Origin of the sequence: Allosalinactinospora lopnorensis, assembly GCF_000981225.1 — a bacterium.
Classification (GTDB): Bacteria; Actinomycetota; Actinomycetes; order Streptosporangiales; family Streptosporangiaceae; genus Allosalinactinospora; species Allosalinactinospora lopnorensis.
Genome location: NZ_LAJC01000007.1, coordinates 49053 through 64759 on the forward strand (window position 1 = coordinate 49053; position 15707 = coordinate 64759).

Consider the following 15707-nt stretch of genomic DNA (forward strand, 5'->3'; position numbering starts at 1 on the left):
CCACAGCTTGTCCCCAGCAGGCCCCCGGTTCCCCACAGGAAAACGGCGGTTATCCGCAGGAGGAGCGGGGTTTTCCACGGGGTGTCCACAGAATGAGTGCCCGGCTGGGGACAGAAGACGTTTCAAATGTTGCGCGATTGCTGCTTGATCCGGTTGGTGAGCTCGGTTACCTGGTTGTAGATCGAGCGTCTCTCGGCCATGAGGGACCGGATCTTGCGGTCGGCGTGCATGACGGTGGTGTGGTCCCTGCCACCGAACTGCTGTCCGATCTTGGGGAGAGAGAGGTCGGTGAGTTCCCGGCAGAGGTACATGGCGATCTGCCTCGCTGTGACCAGGACCCGCGAGCGCGAGGTTCCGCAAAGGTCCTCGGTGCTGAGCCCGAAGTACGACGCGGTCTGAGCCATGATCGCCGAAGCGGTGATCTCCGGTCCTTCGTCGTTGGGGATCAGGTCCTTCAGCACGATGCCGGTGAGGTGCAGGTCTACCGATTGCCGATTGAGGCTCGCGAATGCGGTGACCCGGATGAGGGCCCCTTCGAGCTCGCGGATGTTGGTGGCGATCTTGCTGGCGATGAACTCCAGGACCTCCGGTGGAGCGGCGAGGCCTTCCTGGGCGGCCTTCTTCCGCAGGATCGCGATCCGGGTCTCCAGTTCCGGAGGCTGGACGTCGGTGATCAGGCCCCACTCGAAGCGGTTGCGCAGCCGGTCCTCCAGTGTGTTGAGCTGTTTGGGGGGCCGGTCACTGGAGACCACGATCTGCTTGTTGGAGTTGTGCAGCGTGTTGAAGGTGTGGAAGAACTCCTCCTGAGTCTGCTCCTTGTTCTCCAGGAACTGGATGTCGTCGACCAGGAGGACGTCGATGTCGCGGTAGCGGCGCCGGAAGCCGTCGGCCTTCCCGTCGCGGATGGAGTTGATGAACTCGTTGGTGAACTCCTCGGAGCTCACGTAGCGCACCCGGGCGCCGTCGTAGAGGCGCTGGGTGTAGTGGCCGATGGCGTGCAGCAGGTGGGTTTTCCCCAGGCCCGATCCGCCGTAGATGAACAAGGGGTTGTACGCCTTGGCGGGCGCCTCGGCGACGGCGACCGCGGCCGCGTGGGCGAACCGGTTGCTGGACCCGATGACGAAGGTGTCGAACGTGTATTTGGGGTTCAGCCGCGCCGGCTCGGCCGAGGTGTGCGGTTGGTTGCCGCCCGTGGTGTCGGGAGCGCTGGGCAGGGGAGGGGGCGGTACCTGGCCGGAATCGTCGTCCGACTGGAGCGGGATGTTGCCTGTCCGGTCGTCGGCCCCGTCGTTGCCGCGGGGCGCCGAGTCCGGAGCCTCCGGTGCCTGTTCGTACGGGAGGTGAGTCTCCTCCCGGGCGGGTGTCTCCCAGTTGTTGGGAGCGCCCCACTGATTGGGCTCCTCCCAACCCGCGTGGTGCTGCTCCTGGGGCCGCTGCTGTCCCGGCGGACCGTACTCTCCGTGCCCGGGAACGGTTCCGTAGGCCCCGTAGTCCTCGGAGCGCCTCGCCCTGCTGTCGGCAGGCGAAGCGAGCAGGTCCTCGCCGTGGCCGGGGGGAGAGGCATACGGAGGGGCGGTGTGTCCATAGGACTGTGAACGGTGCGGGGGGCGCGGCTGGGGGTGGGCCGGGCCGGACTCGTGGGGGGATGCCTCCCTCTCCCCACGCTGTTCAGGGGAAGGGAAGCGGTCACGTGCGCCGGAGCCCTCGGATGGGCGCTCGGCGGGACCGGGGTACCCCGCGTGTCCGAAATGGCCATCGGGCAGTGCCTCGGAGGTGGCCGGAGGGCCGGGGATGTCCTCGCGTGCGACAGGGAGCTGGGGAGAGCCTTCCTTCGGCGGCTGAGCGCCGGGAGGCGCTGGGTCGGATCCGTGCCGCGGTGTCTCCTGGCCGGCGGGTACTCCTGGCCGGTTTCCCTGCATAAGCGGCTGGCCGCCCGGTGCGGGGGGCGCAGGACCGTAGCCCGCCGTCGGCGCGGTGCCGGGGGGCATGGGCTGGACCGCTGTCGGATCGACGGTGACCGCCACACGGATCTCCCGGCCCAGCTCGGCTGACAGTGCCTGGCTGATGGCCGGGCGGAGCCGGGTTTCGAGGATCTCCTTCGCGAATTCGTTGGGTGCGGCGAGCAGAGCTGTGTCCTCGATCAGGCCCAGGGGGCGGGTCTGCGGAAGCCATGCCCGTTGCTGCGGGGGCAGCGCGCTGTTATCGAGGCTGTCCAGCACGCTCGTCCACACCATTGCGAGGTTGACCTGTGCCTCAGACACGGTGACCTGCCATGGTTCGTCCCCTTCTCACGGTGTTCTGCTGCGGTCGGCCGGCGCCGCGTGGTCGCTGGTGTCAGACGACTCATTCTCTCGGCTGCACCGGTCGTTCTGGGCCGGACCGGCCCCTGGGGTGCCCCTCGGGGCCGATGCGCTCAACGAACGATGTTCTGTGGGTAACTAAGCGTGTGTCTGTGGACTAGCTGTGTACGATTTCGCCGCGCGTTCGCGCCGCGGAGCCGGTGGAGCGGCTCCGCACTTCCACAGTGGACCGAAGTTCATCCACATGTTGTGCACAGCCTCTCAGATTCCGGCGGGGACCGAAGAGTTATCCACAATCCCCAGATCAAAGGGTGTGATCGCTAGTTGTCTCGATGGTTGTGCCGGGGCAGGGGTAGTCGCACGAGGAGCGGTGTCCCCCTCTGAGGTTATCCACAGCTTAGGGATGGCTGGGGAAGACGCACGGCTTGTGAATAACGTGGTGTCCACAGGAGGCGGATCTGTGGACTGCGGTCCTCGTAGCTGCTGGTAACGTGTCTGGCCGATTTGACCGGCGTCCTGACAAGCCGTATCTTCCCTTATACTTGCGACGGTATCTTTGTGTGCGAAGGTCGTGGTGCCGCGATCGCAAGGTCGGTGGGTGGAGAATCCGCCGTAGGGCGCGGACCTCTCGACGAAGTCAACGAAGCGCCAATCCCTGAGGAAGGAACCGGCGGACAGGCCGGCCAGCCAAGGGGACCTCCTGCCTGTCGGGCGGGAGAGGAAGTCAATCACACGCCCCTGGAGCCCAGCAGTGAGCAAGCGTACGTTTCAGCCGAACAACCGGCGTCGCGCGAAGGTCCACGGTTTCCGGCTGCGCATGCGCACCCGTGCCGGGCGCGCGGTCATTGCTTCGCGCCGGAAGAAGGGGCGCGTACGGCTGACCGTGAGCCAGTAGTCGCCACGCGTCGAACGATACGGTGGGCCGGTCTGCCGCTTGCGGCGGCCGGTCTTCTTATTGTGTCCGAGGACCCATCCCATGTTGTCGCCCAAGAACCGTATGCGGCGCAGTGCCGACTTCGGGCTCGTCATGCGTAAAGGACGCCGCGGCAGCCGGGAGGCCTTGGGAGTCGCCTACCTGGCGCCGCCCTCCGGAACCGGCGGGGAGTCCCCCGGCCCACCGAAGGTGGGATTCGTCGTGAGCAAGGCTGTCGGGGGCGCGGTGACACGCAAGCGGGTTCAGCGCCGCCTCCGCCACCTCATGCGCGAGCGGCTGCCTCTTCTGCCTGAAGGTAGCCTGCTAGTAGTGCGGGCCAAACCCTTGGCCGCGTCCCAAGAACACGACGCGCTGGCCGCGCAGCTCGAGGGTGCACTGGCCACGGCGATGAGCTCCCGCACGAAGGCGACACGCCGCCCCTGGGGGCGAGAAGCCGACGCATCCAACGGCGCGCGGGCCAGCGGGGAGCGGACGGGCTCATGATCGACGGCAGACCGAATCCGGTAGCGCGGCTGCTGATCCTGCCTATCAGGGGTTATCAGCGGTTCATCAGCCCTCTGTTCCCGCCAGTCTGCCGTTTCTATCCCTCATGCAGCGCATACGCGGTGCAGGCGCTCCAGGAGCATGGCGCGCTGCGAGGACTATGGCTTGCGGTCCGGAGAATCGCCCGGTGTCATCCGTTTCACCCGGGAGGGCTCGACCCGGTACCACCGCGCAAGGGCGTACGCGCGCAAAGAGCGAACGACGCGGGCCACGGGAACGGGGGCGACGTCGCTCCCGGCCCAACAGGCCTGTAGCTGAACTGGAGCAAAAAGAGGGAGTTCGCCGGTGCTGGACTGGCTATACAACATCGTCGGCTGGGTGCTGATCCACATCCACTCCGGCCTGACGTTCCTTGGGCTGAACCCGGACAGTGGGTGGGCGTGGGGCCTGTCCATCGTCGCTCTGACCATCCTAATGCGGCTGATCATGGTTCCGCTGTTCGTGAAGCAGATGCACACGCAGCGGAAGATGCAGGAAATGCAGCCGCAGATGATGAAGGTGCGGGAGCGCTACAAGAACGACAAGCAGCGCCAGCAGCAAGAGATGATGAAGCTCTATCAGGAGAGCGGCACCAACCCCGTCATGGGCTGCCTCCCTCTGCTGCTGCAGATGCCGGTCTTCTTCGCGCTGTTCAACGTGCTGCGCAACGTGGCCGAGGGAAGGGCGCGCTACGGATTCACCGAGGATCTCGTGGAGAGCGCCCAGAACGCGCAGATCTTCCACGCTCCGCTGGCCGCCCAGTTCACCAGCTCAGCGCAGGAGCTCGCGCAGTACAACGCGGACCCTGTCATGGCCAGGATCGTCATCGCCATCGCCTGCGTGATCATGGGAGCGACGACCTTCCTGACCATGCGGCAGAGCATCAAGCGGAGCACGGCCCAGATGCCGGACAACCCGATGATGCAGACCCAGAAGATCATGATGTACCTCGCCCCGGCCTTCGGTCTGTTCGGCCTGGCCATGCCGATCGGTGTGCTCATCTACTGGGTCAGCTCGAACATCTGGACCATGGGTCAGCAGCACTTCCTGTACCGGAAGCACCCCGTTCCGTCCCCCGGCGAACCCGTCTCCACTGCGGCGAAGGATGCGAGCCCGAACGGGTCGGCCAAGGGATTCCTGGGTAAGCGCAAGGAACAGGAATCCGAGCCTGAACCGGCTGAAGAGCCTAAGATCGAGCGTAAGCAGCCGAAGAAACAATCGCGTGCGAAGCGCACTGGTGGGAAGAAGCGCTAGCCGCGGCGGCGGCACAATGGGGAATCAGGGGCCATACGGGCCGGATCGCGCAGGCGAGAATCAGCCCCGGAAGCGTGGAGCCGGCCGGATCGCGATTAAAGGAGACAGCTCGCTGTGAGCAACGGCAACACCGAGAACGCGGAGGAGAACCGCGGCAGCGTGGCGGTGGCGGACGAGCCGGGGCAGGACGAAGCCACGGAACCCGGTATCGACGTTGAGACGCTGGAAAGGGAAGGCGATATCGCGGCCGACTACATCGAAGGGCTGCTGGATATCGCCGACTTCGATGGCGACATCGATATGGACGTCGAAGGGGACCGCGCCAAAGTCTCGGTCGTGGGAACCACCCTGGAGGAACTCGTCGGCGACAAAGGGGAGGTGCTTGAGGCGCTGCAGGAGCTGACACGGCTGGCGGTGCACCGCAAGACCGGAACCCGGAGTCGGCTGATGCTCGACATCGGTGGGTACCGGGATTCGCGTCGCAAGGCGCTCAGCCGGATCGGCGCTGAGGTCGCCGACGAGGTGAAGCGGAAGGGCGAAGTGAAACCGATGGCGCCGATGACCCCGTTCGAACGGAAGGTGGTGCACGACGCCATCGCCTCGGCCGGACTGCGCAGTGAGTCGGAAGGTGAAGAGCCAAACCGTTATGTGGTGGTGTACCCCGCCGACCACTGATGGTTTCACGTGAAACACCCGGCGCCTCCCACACGTAGGATCGTGGGGGGCGCTTTTATTGTTCGGCCCCGGACTCCCCTACCGAGTACGTCTGTAGGCGGGCTGCGCGCTGCTCAACTCAGGCGTGATCTTCTCGACGTCGCTGTCGAGATGTCGATGTGTCGATGAGCGAACGAAGAGACCAAGGTGGTGACTGATGACCTCGGGCGCTGGCGGGCGTGTGGCGCCGCCCGAGCACGCGCATGCGCTGTTCGGTGATGCCCTACCCAGGATGGCCCGGTACGCTGATCTCCTTGCGGATGCCGGGGTAGTGCGCGGCTGATCGGTCCAAGAGAGGTGCCTCGGTTGTGGGAACGGCACTTGATGAACTGTGCTGTTGTTGAGGAGTTGATCCCCGAGGGTGCCGAAGTCGTTGACGTCGGAGCCGGAGCGGGTCTTCCCGGTGTGGTGCTCGGTGTCATGCGACCGGATCTCTCTATAGTCCTCCTTGAACCTCTTCTCCGTCGGACGGTCTTTCTGCGAGAGTGCGTTGAGACTCTCGGCCTGAAGAACGTGACCGTGCATCGGGGACGAGCCGAAGAGATGAGGAAGGAACTGCGTGCAGACGTTGTCACGGCTCGCGCAGTCGCTCCTCTGACTCGCCTCGCAAGGTGGGTACTTCCTCTGCTCCGTAAGGATGGCATCCTGCTCGCGCTCAAGGGAGAGCAAGCGGAGAGTGAGTTGGAGGAAGCGCGCGCAGATTTGTACGCACAACGCCCATGCGTTGCCAATGTTGTTCGGGTTGGCCACGGTAAGGTCGAACCGGCTACGACGGTCGTTCGCGTCAGGGTCACATCCGAGAGCGGCCAGCTCACTCCGTCCAGGTCGAGACGTACGCCGGGCGGCAGAAAGAAGCGTGGACGGAAGAGGTGAACTCATTCGTGCCCCAGAACCAGTTCGATGGCACCCATGTTTCACGTGAAACAGATCTGGTGTTCAGCCCGGGAGACACTCCGGAGCCAGGAGCCCCACGTGAAACGCCCTCCTGGGAAGACCAGTCGTGGCACGCCGCCGATGTTTCACGTGAAACGGATTTCGACGCAGAGGACCACCCCTCTGCCGACGTGGAGCTTGATACGCCGATCGCGCGCGCGGCACGCGCGGCCATGTCGGGACGAGGCTCCGGCGATGATTCGTGGCCGCGCCCCGCTGAGTGTCGGGTGCTGAGTGTCGCCAATCAGAAGGGTGGGGTCGGTAAGACGACCACCACGGTGAACCTCGCCGCTTCACTGGCCATGCACGGAAACCGGGTCCTCGTCGTGGACCTCGACCCTCAAGGGAATGCCTCCACGGCATTGGGGATCGAGAAGGAAGAGACCTCCCGATCCATCTACCACTGCCTGGTGGAAGACGCGGAAATCCGCGATCTGGCGCAGTCGGTTCCTGATATCCCGAACCTGTGGTGCGTGCCGGCCACGATCGACCTGGCAGGGGCGGAGATCGAACTCGTGTCCCTGGTCGCCCGAGAGTCCCGACTCAAGCGCGCGTTCTCAGCCTTCGACAGCAGCGAACTGGACTACATCCTCGTCGACTGTCCGCCATCCCTCGGACTGCTGACCGTCAACGCGATGGTCGCGTGCGATGAGGTGCTGATTCCGATCCAGTGCGAGTACTACGCGCTCGAAGGACTCGGCCAGCTGCTGCGCAACGTCGAGCTGGTGAAGTCGCATCTCAACCCGTCGCTGGAGATCTCCACCATCGTGCTCACCATGTACGACGGTCGGACCAGGTTGGCTTCACAGGTCGCAGATGAGGTACGCCAGCACTTCGGGGATCTGGTACTCAAGACATTGGTGCCTCGGAGCGTTCGCGTCTCGGAAGCGCCGAGCTACGGACAGTCCGTCATGACCTATGACCCCGGTTCCACTGGGGCGGTGGCCTATATGGAAGCGGCCCGCGAAATGGCTCATCGGGCGAAGACGGGCGTCGGTAACTGACCATGGGACGTGAAGGGAGACGTCGGTGAGCCAGCAGCGGCGCGGTCTAGGGAAAGGCCTGGGGGCTCTCATTCCGCAGGGGCCGGCGACGGTCGATGTGGAACAGATAGCCCCCACGGACGGGGAAGCCCCTCCTCCAGCCCTTGATGGCGCTTATTTGGAGGAGATCGAGGTCGGTGCGGTGACTCCGAACCCGCGCCAGCCTCGCCAGCACTTCGACGAAGAGCAGTTGGAGGAGCTGAAAGCCTCGATCGCCGAAGTCGGCCTGTTGCAACCCATCGTTGTGCGCAAGCTCGGCGATGGGCGCTACGAGCTGATCATGGGGGAGCGTCGTTGGCGGGCCAGTATGGAGGCCGGCCTGGAGCATATCCCCGCCATCGTGCGCGACACCGGCGACGATGCTATGCTCCGCGATGCGCTGCTGGAGAACCTGCACCGCCAGCAGCTCAACCCCCTGGAGGAGGCTGCGGCGTATCAGCAGCTCTTGGACGACTTCGGTGCGACACACGACGAACTCGCAAAGCGCATTGGCCGCTCGCGTCCGCACATCACCAACACGCTGCGATTGCTGAATCTGTCGCCGGCGGTGCAGCGCCGGGTGGCCGCGGGAGTGCTCAGTGCCGGCCATGCGCGTGCGCTGCTCTCGGTGGACGATATGGAGACCCAGGAGCGGCTGGCGCGACGCATTGTCGAGGAAGGACTGTCGGTCCGGGCGCTGGAGGAGATCATCACGCTGGGGGAGACGGACGGCAAGCCTTCCAGCCAGCGCCGCGCACCGGTTTCGCGGGAGACACCGCCGGAGATCGAGGAAATGGCGAGCCGCCTCTCGGACGCCTTCGATACCCGGGTAAAGGTCAACATGGGGCAGAAGAAGGGCAAGATCGTTGTGGAGTTCGCGACGAGGGAGGATCTTGAGCGCATCATCGCCGCCATGGATCCCGTGTCGAGAGAGAACTAACGGCAGCGGTCGCCATGTCGACATGACCGTATATCGGTCGGGCGCTACACCCCCTTGGCACACAGGGGCAGGGACCAAGCCCCGTCTCCGGGGAACACCACCGGATCCGGCCAAGCTCGTGGTCTGACCCGAGGCACAGCCCCAGCTGTCCGCAACACCGGGCCTGCTCTCAGACGAAGCGGGAACCGGCTCTACAAGGCAAGAGGCTCCCGACATGCGAATGGTCCCCGAGGACGTCCTCGGGGACCATTCGCATGTGCTCTACGGTTTCACGTGAAACAAGGATGCGAGGCAGGGACCGCGCTCAGATGTATTCCTGCAGGTCCTCCAGCAGCTTCCGCTTGGGCTTGGCGCCCATGATCTGCTTGACGACCTCGCCATCCTTGAAGAGATTCATCGTCGGGATCTGCATGACCCCGTACTCACGCGGCACGTTCGGCTGCTGGTCGATGTTGAGCTTCACGATCTCGATCTTGTCGCCGTGCTCGTCGGCGATCTCTTCAAGAATCGGGGCGATCTGGCGGCACGGGCCGCACCATTCGGCCCAGAAGTCGACCAGCACCGGCTTGTCATTCTTCAGGACGTCGGTCTCGAAGCTGGCGTCGGTGACTTCCTTGAGCTTCGCCATATGAATACTCCTCGTGAATGAGACTCGGGCATATAGTCGGCCCTCCCGGTGTCTCCGCTAGAGGACCGTGACGATATGAGCGTCAGTTCCCCTGCTCGGCGAGGTACCGTTCGGCATCCAGAGAGGCGGCACAGCCGGTGCCGGCGGCGGTGACGGCCTGCCGGTAGACGTGATCCACGACATCGCCGCAGGCGAACACGCCGGGGATGTTGGTCTTGGTCGTGGGGGCGTCGACCGTGATGTACCCCTCCTCGTCCAGGTCGAGCTGGCTCTCGAATAGCTCGACCCGCGGGTCATGACCGATCGCGATGAACAGGCCGGTGATGTCGAGTTTGCTTTCCTCGCCGGTCTGGGTGTTGCGCAGCTGGACCCCAGTGACCTTGTTGTCGCCCAGGACCTCGGTTACCTCGGTGTTCCAGAGGAACCGGATCTTGTCGTTGTCGAACGCGCGCTCCTGCATGATCTTGCTGGCGCGCAGCTCCCCGCGGCGGTGGATCACGGTGACCGAACGCGCGAAGCGGGTGAGGAAGGTGGCCTCTTCCATCGCGGTGTCGCCGCCGCCGACCACCGCGATGTCCTGCTCCCGGAAGAAGAAACCGTCGCAGGTGGCGCACCACGATGTGCCGCGTCCGGAGAACTCCTCCTCGCCGGGGACACCGAGCTTGCGGTATCCGGAACCCGTGGCGACGATCACGGTACGGGCATAGTGAGTCTCGTTGCCGACCTTGACGACTTTCGGAGTCGCTTTCAGGTCGACCTCGGTGACGTCGTCTGGCACGAGTTCGGAGCCAAACCGTTCAGCCTGCTTCCGGAGGTTGTCCATGAGGTCGGGCCCCATGATGCCGTCAGGAAAACCGGGGAAGTTCTCCACATCGGTGGTGTTCATCAACGCGCCACCGGCGGTGATCGAGCCTTCGAACACGAGCGGCCGGAGTTCGGCACGCGCCGCGTAAATAGCCGCGGTGTAACCCGCGGGGCCAGACCCGATGATGATCACGTTACGGACGTCGCTCACGCTCGTCGGCCCTTCGGTAACTCGGGCGGCCACTCAGAGAGTGACCCGCTGGGGAGGTCGTTCACTACCAACAGATGGTAGGCGTCCGCCATTCCCAACCAGTGCTGACGCTCGTCAAGGGGCGTTTGACCTGGTTTTCCGTCCTTGCCGTGGTGAGTCGGGGCTCTTCTACCGGGAGCGGTTGGCTACGGTCCGGCGACCGTGGTCTCGGCCAGAACGGAGTCCTCAGCCGGTCCTGTGCCGGCGCACCGCGGCGAAACGACCACGACGTCGAACTCGTCCTTCGGCTCGGAACCGTAGTACATCACCCAGGCGTCCTCAGCGGCGCCGCCTCCGCTCGGTTGGAAGGATCCGACGTCGATCAGCGCGGGCTGCTGTCCACCGTTGGTGCTCCCGAGCTTGTGAACGCACGAGGAGACGTCGGACGGGGCCTCCGAGGGGGTTGGGTGGGACGAACCCTTCCGCTCCTCTGCGTCGCTCTCAGGGGCGCCGGGGAGGGCGTCGGGGAGGGCGACGGGGGAAACGGAACCGAGAACCTCCGAGGCCTGGGTGTCGAGTTCCTCCTCTGTGTACTCGACGTCGCTGTTCAGCATCACGGGCCGATAGGCGAGGGCGGTATCGGGGTTCTCGTCCTTCTCCGCTTCCTCATAAGTCGCCCCGACCGGCTCATCCTGGAAGAACATTCCCTGCACGATGGCGCCGGCACCGCCGATCACGAAGATGGCCGCTGCGGCGGCGACGAGATAGGGCATCCAGTGTTTGGGCCCCTTGGGCCGATGAAGCGGGAGAGGAGCACCTCCTCCGGAGCCGCCGTCCGACCGCGGGGGCTCCGGGCCCGAAGGCCGCTCATGGCGGTGTTGGACCTCGGCCTGCACGGCATCCTCGATGCGCGCGGCGACATCAGCGGGAAGTGGGGGGGCCGGTACCTCCCCCAGTGTCCGTGACACAGCGGCCAGGGCGTTGAGCTGTTCACCGCACTCGTCGCATCCGGCCAGGTGCTCCTGGACGGAGCCCTCCTCGTCCGGATCCAGCAGGCCTTCGGCCGACAAGGCGAGGATCTCCGCGTCCACGTGAGACGTCACGATCTCCGGTCACCTCCTCTCGGGGATGTGACGTCCCGGGAGTCCTCAGGGTTCCTGAGATGAGCGAGATATGGCAGAAGCCTGGCGCGTCCGCGGGCGCAGCGGCTCTTGACGGTACCTGAGGCGATTTCCAGTATCTCGGCGGCCTCGTCGACGCGGTATCCCAGCATGTCGACGAGGATAAGAGCGAGACGCTGCTCCGGCGGCAGGTTCTCCAGGGCCGCCTGCACGTCCAGGGAGGAGTCGCTGCGGCCGGTGGGGTCGGGAGTCGTTCCCTTGGTGCGCTCGTTGGAGAGCACATCGAGGGTGGCGTCGTCGGTGGGAACAGAGGGGCGTACCAGCTTGCGGCGCATCCGGTCGTGGCAGGCGTTGATGACGATGCGGTGCAGCCAGGTGCTGACCTGCGCGTCCCCGCGGAAGCGGTGCGCTCCGCGGAAAGCCGAGAGGAAGGCATCCTGGAGAGCGTCGGATGCCTCCTCCGGGTCGCCCAGAACACGGACGGCGACAGCCCACATCCGCTCACGGTGCCGTTTGACCAGCTCGTTGAAGGCTTGGTCATCACCTTGAGCGTGTCTGGACAACAGCTCCTTGTCGGGGAGCTCCTGAACTGCGTCCATCACCGTGTTCACATTTTCCCGCGCAGCTCGACCTCATGGATTGTTCCTCGGTGTTCACCTTCGTCGGGCAGTTGAGTGAACCAGATCACCACATACTGTCCTTCGACCGGATCAGCCAGCTTAACGTTAGTTTCTCCGCTGGCCTGCTCGGCCTCTCCCGAAGTGGCCAGCGCACCCGGCTCGGGTTCGTCTCCGACGAGGATCTCCAGGTTCGCGGGGCCGGCGTTCCCCAGGTTCAGGTCGACCTCGTGCAGCTCGGCGGGTTCGCCCAGGTCAACGAGGATGCCGACCCCCTCCTTGAGGTTGCCGAACTCGGCGCTGTTGTAGCGCTGGGTGTTCCAGTGTGTGGAGGCGTCGCCGTCGAAGGCGTTCGGGATCCGGTCGTTGTGTTCCTCGCCACTGCCCCCTGGGTCGAAGCTCTCGGTGTTCTGCGGTTCGAGCGTGTCCAGGTCCTCGTCCGGTTCGACCGCTGCCTCTTGGTTTCCGGTGCCGTCGGCGCCGGTGCCGTCGGAGTCGCCGCCTCCTCCTCCGATGTTGCTGCCGACGACCCAGGCTCCGGCGACCACACCGACGAACAGGACGAGGGCGGCCGCGCCGATCAGGGCCTGGCGGAGGCCCGGGGAACGCGCGGCGCCTTTCTCGCTCTTCTTCGGAGGGTGGCTTTCCTGTGGGCGAGGGGGGCTCGGAGGGCGCGGGGGCGTGACGATGCCGAACTCACCGCTGCGGCGGGAGGTGCCGTGTTCCGGCGGAGGGGCGTTCGCCGGGGTCGCCGGAAGTGGCACCATGCGCGGGACGTCGGCCAGGGCTTCGGCGACCTCTCGGGAGCTGGCCAGCGGTGCCTGGTTCCCGGTGTCGCGGAACACGGCACGGTTAACTATCTCGTCGAGCTTCGGCGGGATCCCGGACCGGACCTGACTGGGCCGACACGGGCGGCCGGAATCGGTGGGGGCCGCGGGAAGGCCGCTCTGCTCGCTGTCGGGCCAGTGGCCCGTGAGCGCCGCATAGAGAAGCTTGCCGAGGCCTTGGGCGTCAGCGGCCGCGGGGTCGGGGGCGGAGACACCGCGCAGGGCGGCATCGACTCCGACGCCTGTCACCTTGACCGCACCGCCGACACTCCACATGAGCTTGTTAGGGGTGAGATAAAGGTGGAAAAGGCCGGTGGCGTTGGCCGCCGAGAGCGCCTCGGCCGCCTCCGCGACAAGCCCGGCCGCGCGCTCGGGTTCGAGCGGCCCCTTCGCGAGCAGTTCGGCCAGCGACTGGCCGACAACCCATTCCTCCACCACGTAGGGGGTAGGGCCGGAGTCGTCGGCGTCGAAGACCTGCGTGACACGGGAGTCCGACACACGGCTGGTAGCCCGGGAGGCGTGCACGACCTCGGTCGTACGGGGGAAACCGTCGGCGAATGTCCAGACCGCGACGGGGCGGGCGAGCGTTTCGTCGGTCGCTTTCCAGAACGTCGCCCCTCCGGTGTCGCTCACCGGTTCTTCCAGCCGGTAGCGACCGGCGAGGCGTGCTCCTGGCTCAATCATGAAGGTGCTCATGCCGGGAGTGATGGACGCGACGACCAGCCATCAATGAAACGGGGGCGTTGCGCCCACCCTGAGAGTCACAGATGCATCCGGCCACGTCGCCTGTCCCTGACCTCCCTTCAGGCAGCTCAGACAAACACGGGTGTTGCGGCAGAGGACTGCTGCTCCATGCTAGGACGCCTGGAAACTGTCTCCGGAGGACAATCACACCTGGCTCGGCACACATAGAGGCCCTTTCAGTGGTTACGCGCTGTCATGTCTTGCCGGTGATCAGCGGCGCAGTAAACGGTTCCGAACCATATCCAAGAAGGTTGTGACTTCAGTCACTCCGGCGCGCCTGGCTACGAGGATGAAGAGCGCGCCGCCGATCAGGCCACCCACGATGATGGCGAGCAGCGGTGGCAGCACGGTCCCCGGCATCAGCCCGAAAGTAAGGATCATTGCCACGCCGAAAATAGCGCTGGGGATCGCGGCCAGATGCAGTTTGACCAATGTCAGCAGTACCCGGCGCCCGTCCAGACCGTTCAGGCGCCGGCTCAGCAGCCGCCAGGCCAGTAGTGAGCCCACCACGTAGTACAAGCCGTAGGCGATGGGGAGCAGGATGACGACGAGGCGCGGCGGTACGAGGAACAGCAGGCTCACCGCGAGCACAGCATGGGTGAGTTCAGCGGGGATCGCGATGAGCGAGGGGGTCCGGGTGTCCCCGAGCGCGTAGAAGACGCGCTGCTGCAACTGGAACAGCGTGAACGGGATCAGCATGATCGAGAAGGCCATCAGGATCATCCCGATGCGCTGCGCGTCCTCCACCGATGTGCTGCCACGCGCATAGATCAGCACGCAGAACGGGATGCCGAAGACCACCATCGCGATCGAGATCGGCGCGATGAGCACGGACGCCAGCCGGAACCCGCGGGAGAAGTCCGAACGCACCAGGTCCTTGCGCCCGTCGGTGACATGCTCGCTCATACGGGGTAGCAGAGCGGTGATGACCGAGACCGCGATGACCGCGTAGGGAAGCTGGTACAGCATCGAGGCGTACTGGTACGCGGTGATGCCGGTCCCTGCGGCCGACCCTCCCGCTTCGGCGGCGCGCACACCTGCCCGCGTGGCGACGTTCGTGGTGACCAGGAGCCCGGCCTGCACGATGCCGATGTAGAGCATCATCCAGGAGGCGGTCCGCGCGGCCTCGCCCAGGCCGGAGCCGCGCAGGTCCAGCCGCGGCCGCCAGTGGAATCCGGCCTTCCACAGCGCCCAGAGCAGCACGGCACACTGCAGGACCTGGCCTGCTGCCGTTCCGGCGCCGAGGAGGGCCAGGCTGTCCTCGGTGACGCTCTCCGGGGTGCTTCCGGGACCCGCGACCGCAAGGAAGAGTATGCCGACGCCGATGATGATCAGATTGTTCAGGATCGGCGCCCACATGGGAGCGGCGAAGTGGTTCCGGCTGTTCAGCATGGCGCTGGCGATGCCGCTCGCCCCGACGAAGAAGATCTGGGCGAGCAGGAACCGCGCCAGGTACACCGAGGCCTCGTGCTGTGCGGTGGTGAACTCACCGGCGTACAGCCGGATGAGCCACTCCGCGACGAGGATGCCCACTGCGGTGATCAGGACCAGCACGAGCAGCATGGTGGTGAACAGCCGCTGCTCGGTGGCGACTCCCCCGTCGGCGTCCTGCTTCTTCCGTTTCACCAGGAACGGGACGAAGACACTGGCGAGCAGGCCGCCGATGAGCAGGTTGTAGACGGCGTAGGGCACCATGTTCGCCGTCTGGTAGGCGTCGCCGAGGAGGTGCGTGCCCAGCGCGGCGGCGAGTACGACCGTCCGGAGGAAACCCGTGGCCCGGGAGCACACCGTTCCGAGCGCCATGATCGCGCTGGAACGCATGAGATTCGGCGGAGCCGCGTGGGCGGCCCCGCCGATCTCGTCGCCTTCCTCGCCTGCGCGGTCGGCCGTACCGAGGTCCCCGAAGTCTTTCGGATCGTGGTCGGTTACCAGACCGGACTCGGGTTCCGTGGAAGGGTCGGTGCGCTCGACCTCGTCGAGCACCTCCTCGGGCAGGGGGAACCGGCTCTGGGGCCTTTCCTGGCTGTCGGGGTGATCGTTCGGCACCGTTGGCGGATCTTCCTGTTCAAGGGGCGCCGTGCTCACGGGGGCAGGGACAAGACGACGGCTACCGGGAGAGGACTGACGGGGGCAGTGCCGCTGACACCGGGATCGGTG

Annotated in this window: 14 protein-coding genes and 1 pseudogene; 8 read left to right on the forward strand and 7 right to left on the reverse strand. The window is 65.6% G+C overall.

The genetic code is table 11. The features are described from left to right. Positions 1-122: 122 nt before the first annotated feature. Entirely contained in the window at positions 123-2261 is a 2139-nt protein-coding gene (gene dnaA / locus VS93_RS04175; protein WP_082126610.1) for a chromosomal replication initiator protein DnaA, read from the reverse strand. A 790-nt stretch (positions 2262-3051) separates the two neighbouring features. Here dnaA and rpmH point away from each other — a divergent pair. From rpmH to VS93_RS04200, 8 genes and pseudogenes are all read left to right on the forward strand, one after another. After that, positions 3052-3195: a 50S ribosomal protein L34 gene (rpmH, locus tag VS93_RS27650; protein WP_082126611.1), complete on the forward strand. Its 144-nt coding sequence runs from the start codon at positions 3052-3054 to the stop codon at positions 3193-3195. An 81-nt stretch (positions 3196-3276) separates the two neighbouring features. Next, positions 3277-3717, forward strand: coding sequence for a ribonuclease P protein component (gene rnpA, locus VS93_RS04180; RefSeq protein WP_046468686.1), 441 nt, complete (start codon positions 3277-3279; stop codon positions 3715-3717). Continuing rightward, positions 3714-4031, forward strand: a complete 318-nt coding sequence (yidD, locus tag VS93_RS27655) for a membrane protein insertion efficiency factor YidD (RefSeq protein ID WP_082126612.1) — start codon at positions 3714-3716, stop codon at positions 4029-4031. The genes rnpA and yidD overlap by 4 nt, the downstream gene beginning before the upstream one ends. 31 nt (positions 4032-4062) lie before the next feature. Next, positions 4063-5010: a membrane protein insertase YidC gene (yidC, locus tag VS93_RS04185; protein ID WP_046468687.1), complete on the forward strand. Its 948-nt coding sequence runs from the start codon at positions 4063-4065 to the stop codon at positions 5008-5010. A gap of 165 nt (positions 5011-5175) precedes the next feature. After that, positions 5176-5685, forward strand: coding sequence for a Jag family protein (locus VS93_RS04190; protein ID WP_046468735.1), 510 nt, complete (start codon positions 5176-5178; stop codon positions 5683-5685). A gap of 196 nt (positions 5686-5881) precedes the next feature. Then, positions 5882-6597, forward strand: a pseudogene (gene rsmG / locus VS93_RS27660) (16S rRNA (guanine(527)-N(7))-methyltransferase RsmG). Between the two features lie 233 nt (positions 6598-6830). After that, a complete protein-coding gene (locus tag VS93_RS04195) occupies positions 6831-7661 on the forward strand; it encodes a ParA family protein (protein WP_046468736.1) in 831 nt (276 codons plus the stop codon). A 25-nt stretch (positions 7662-7686) separates the two neighbouring features. Continuing rightward, on the forward strand, positions 7687-8619 hold the full coding sequence (locus VS93_RS04200) for a ParB/RepB/Spo0J family partition protein (protein WP_046468688.1): 933 nt from the start codon (positions 7687-7689) through the stop codon (positions 8617-8619). A gap of 304 nt (positions 8620-8923) precedes the next feature. Here VS93_RS04200 and trxA read toward each other — a convergent pair whose 3' ends face one another. The 6 genes from trxA to murJ all read right to left on the reverse strand — a co-directional run bounded on the left by trxA (position 8924) and on the right by murJ (position 15596). Further along, positions 8924-9247 (reverse strand): thioredoxin, encoded by a 324-nt coding sequence (gene trxA, locus VS93_RS04205; protein ID WP_046468689.1) that lies wholly within the window; start codon positions 9245-9247, stop codon positions 8924-8926. Between the two features lie 82 nt (positions 9248-9329). Continuing rightward, the gene (trxB, locus tag VS93_RS04210; RefSeq protein WP_046468690.1) at positions 9330-10262 is read right to left on the reverse strand and encodes a thioredoxin-disulfide reductase; all 933 of its coding nucleotides are present in this window, start codon (positions 10260-10262) and stop codon (positions 9330-9332) included. Positions 10263-10447: 185 nt separating this feature from the next. Further along, positions 10448-11344, reverse strand: coding sequence for an anti-sigma factor family protein (locus VS93_RS04215; RefSeq protein ID WP_156184670.1), 897 nt, complete (start codon positions 11342-11344; stop codon positions 10448-10450). Further along, a complete protein-coding gene (gene sigM, locus VS93_RS04220; RefSeq protein ID WP_046468737.1) occupies positions 11341-11961 on the reverse strand; it encodes an RNA polymerase sigma factor SigM in 621 nt (206 codons plus the stop codon). The genes VS93_RS04215 and sigM overlap by 4 nt, the downstream gene beginning before the upstream one ends. Positions 11962-11969: 8 nt before the next feature. Further along, positions 11970-13502: a protein kinase family protein gene (locus tag VS93_RS04225; RefSeq protein ID WP_046468692.1), complete on the reverse strand. Its 1533-nt coding sequence runs from the start codon at positions 13500-13502 to the stop codon at positions 11970-11972. 258 nt (positions 13503-13760) lie between these two features. Further along, on the reverse strand, positions 13761-15596 hold the full coding sequence (gene murJ / locus VS93_RS04230) for a murein biosynthesis integral membrane protein MurJ (RefSeq protein ID WP_046468693.1): 1836 nt from the start codon (positions 15594-15596) through the stop codon (positions 13761-13763). Between the last annotated feature and the right edge of the window lie 111 nt (positions 15597-15707).

Bases quoted from the DNA above. Each gene is read 5' to 3' on its own strand.
- rnpA (WP_046468686.1), top strand. From the start codon at position 3,277: ATGTTGTCGCCCAAGAACCGTATGCGGCGCAGTGCCGACTTCGGGCTC.
- yidD (WP_082126612.1), top strand. From the start codon at position 3,714: ATGATCGACGGCAGACCGAATCCGGTAGCGCGGCTGCTGATCCTGCCT.
- VS93_RS04195 (WP_046468736.1), top strand. From the start codon at position 6,831: ATGTCGGGACGAGGCTCCGGCGATGATTCGTGGCCGCGCCCCGCTGAG.
- trxA (WP_046468689.1), bottom strand. From the start codon at position 9,247: ATGGCGAAGCTCAAGGAAGTCACCGACGCCAGCTTCGAGACCGACGTC.
- sigM (WP_046468737.1), bottom strand. From the start codon at position 11,961: ATGGACGCAGTTCAGGAGCTCCCCGACAAGGAGCTGTTGTCCAGACAC.
- VS93_RS04225 (WP_046468692.1), bottom strand. From the start codon at position 13,502: ATGAGCACCTTCATGATTGAGCCAGGAGCACGCCTCGCCGGTCGCTAC.